The organism is Streptomyces europaeiscabiei, assembly GCF_001550375.1.
Lineage (GTDB): Bacteria > Actinomycetota > Actinomycetes > Streptomycetales > Streptomycetaceae > Streptomyces > Streptomyces europaeiscabiei.
Map to the genome: position 1 here is coordinate 1 of NZ_LRTR01000388.1, position 2354 is coordinate 2354.

Sequence of the window (2354 nt, forward strand, 5' to 3'; positions counted from 1 at the left end):
TCGGCGCCTGCCGCGCCGGTCGCGGAGGACTCGCCCTCGCGCCCGTCGCGGCCCGCCGTGGCCGTGTTCCAGGCGCCGGTGTTCACCGAGCCGATGTTCCAGACGCCGGAGCGGGCCGCCGCGCAGGCCGCCGCCGAGTCGGAGCCCGAGACCGTGGAGGTCGAGGAGCCCGCCGAGAGCACCGACCTCGGCGGTTTCGCCGAGGAGGAGAACACCGGCGGGTCGCGTCGTCGGCGTCGCCGTCGGGGCGAGCCCGCCGAGACGCAGCAGCCCGTGGCCGCCGCCGTGGTGGCCGACGAGCCGGAGGAGCCCGAGGAGCCCGAGGAGGGCAACGAGGACGCCGAGGGCGACGAGTACGGCGAGGAGGAGTCCACCGGGTCGCGCCGTCGCCGTCGCCGAGGTGGCCGCCGTCGTCGCCGGGGCGAGTCGGCCGACGCCGACGCCGCCGCCGAGGGTGACGAACTCGCCGCCGAGCAGGCCACGCAGGACGCCGAGGACACCGCCGAGCAGGTGGACGAGGACGACGACGAGGCCGACGAGCGCGAGGAGTCCGGTTCCGGTTCCAGCAGCAGCCGTCGACGCCGGCGCCGTCGTCGTCGCGCCGGTGACTCCGGCACCGAGGCCGAGACCGAGGCCGGCACCGACGACCCCGAGCGCACGGTCGTCAAGGTCCGCGAGCCGCGCGAGCGGCGCGCCAAGGAGACCGAGTTCTCCGACGAGGTGCAGTCCATCAAGGGCTCGACCCGTCTGGAGGCCAAGAAGCAGCGCCGCCGCGAAGGCCGTGAGCAGGGCCGCCGGCGCGTCCCGATCATCACCGAGGCCGAGTTCCTCGCCCGCCGCGAGGCCGTCGAGCGCGTCATGGTCGTCCGCCAGAGCGGCGAGCGCACCCAGATCGGTGTCCTGGAAGACAACGTGCTCGTCGAGCACTACGTCAACAAGGAGCAGTCGACCTCGTACGTCGGCAACGTCTACCTCGGCAAGGTGCAGAACGTGCTGCCGTCGATGGAGGCCGCCTTCATCGACATCGGCAAGGGCCGCAACGCCGTCCTGTACGCCGGTGAGGTCAACTTCGAGGCGCTGGGCATGGCCAACGGGCCGCGGCGCATCGAGTCCGCCCTGAAGTCCGGCCAGTCGGTCCTCGTCCAGGTGACGAAGGACCCGATCGGACACAAGGGCGCCCGTCTGACCAGCCAGGTCTCCCTGCCCGGCCGCTACCTGGTCTACGTCCCCGAGGGGTCGATGACCGGTATCAGCCGCAAGCTGCCCGACACCGAGCGGGCCCGGCTGAAGACCATCCTCAAGAAGATCGTTCCCGAGGACGCGGGCGTCATCGTGCGCACCGCCGCCGAGGGCGCGAGCGAGGACGAGCTGCGCCGTGACGTCGAGCGGCTGCACGCGCAGTGGGGGGACATCCAGAAGAAGGCCAAGAACAGCGGCAGCTCGAACGCGCCGACGCTGCTGTACGGCGAGCCGGACATGACCGTCCGCGTCGTCCGCGACATCTTCAACGAGGACTTCTCCAAGGTCATCGTCAGCGGCGAGGACGCGTGGGAGACCATCCACGGATACGTCGCGCACGTCGCGCCCGACCTGGCCGACCGCCTGCAGAAGTGGACCTCCGAGGTCGACGTCTTCGCGACGTACCGCATCGACGAGCAGCTGATGAAGGCGCTGGACCGCAAGGTGTGGCTGCCCAGCGGTGGTTCGCTGGTGATCGACAAGACCGAGGCCATGATCGTGGTCGACGTCAACACCGGTAAGTTCACCGGCCAGGGCGGCAACCTGGAGGAGACGGTCACCAGGAACAACCTGGAGGCGGCCGAGGAGATCGTGCGTCAGCTGCGGCTGCGCGACCTCGGCGGCATCGTCGTCATCGACTTCATCGACATGGTCCTGGAGTCCAACCGGGACCTGGTGCTGCGGCGCCTGCTGGAGTGCCTGGGACGCGACCGTACGAAGCACCAGGTCGCCGAGGTCACCTCGCTGGGCCTGGTCCAGATGACCCGGAAGCGGGTCGGGCAGGGCCTCCTGGAGTCCTTCTCCGAGACCTGTGTCCACTGCAACGGGCGCGGCGTGATCGTGCACATGGACCAGCCGACGGCTGTCGGCGGTGGCGGCAAGCGCCGCAAGCGCGGGCGTGGCGGTGTCGAGCACGACCACGAGCAGGGGTCCGCCTCCGAGGCCGTCGAGCCGGTGGAGTCGGCCGAGCTGATCGAGGCCGAGGTGGCCGCCGAGGTCGCCGAGCCCGTGGCTCTGCCCGCCCCCGAGTACGAGCCCGACGAGGAGCTTTACAGCAGCGTCGCCGAGGCGGAGGCGGCGGTCGGACGCGGCCGTTCGCGGCGCCGCGCGACCCG

1 protein-coding gene is annotated in these 2354 nt (G+C 71.5%); it reads left to right on the forward strand.

What is annotated here, in order from left to right; genetic code table 11:
- On the forward strand, nucleotides 1–2354 hold a 2354-nt coding region (locus tag AWZ10_RS18360), incomplete at both ends, for an Rne/Rng family ribonuclease (protein WP_159058297.1).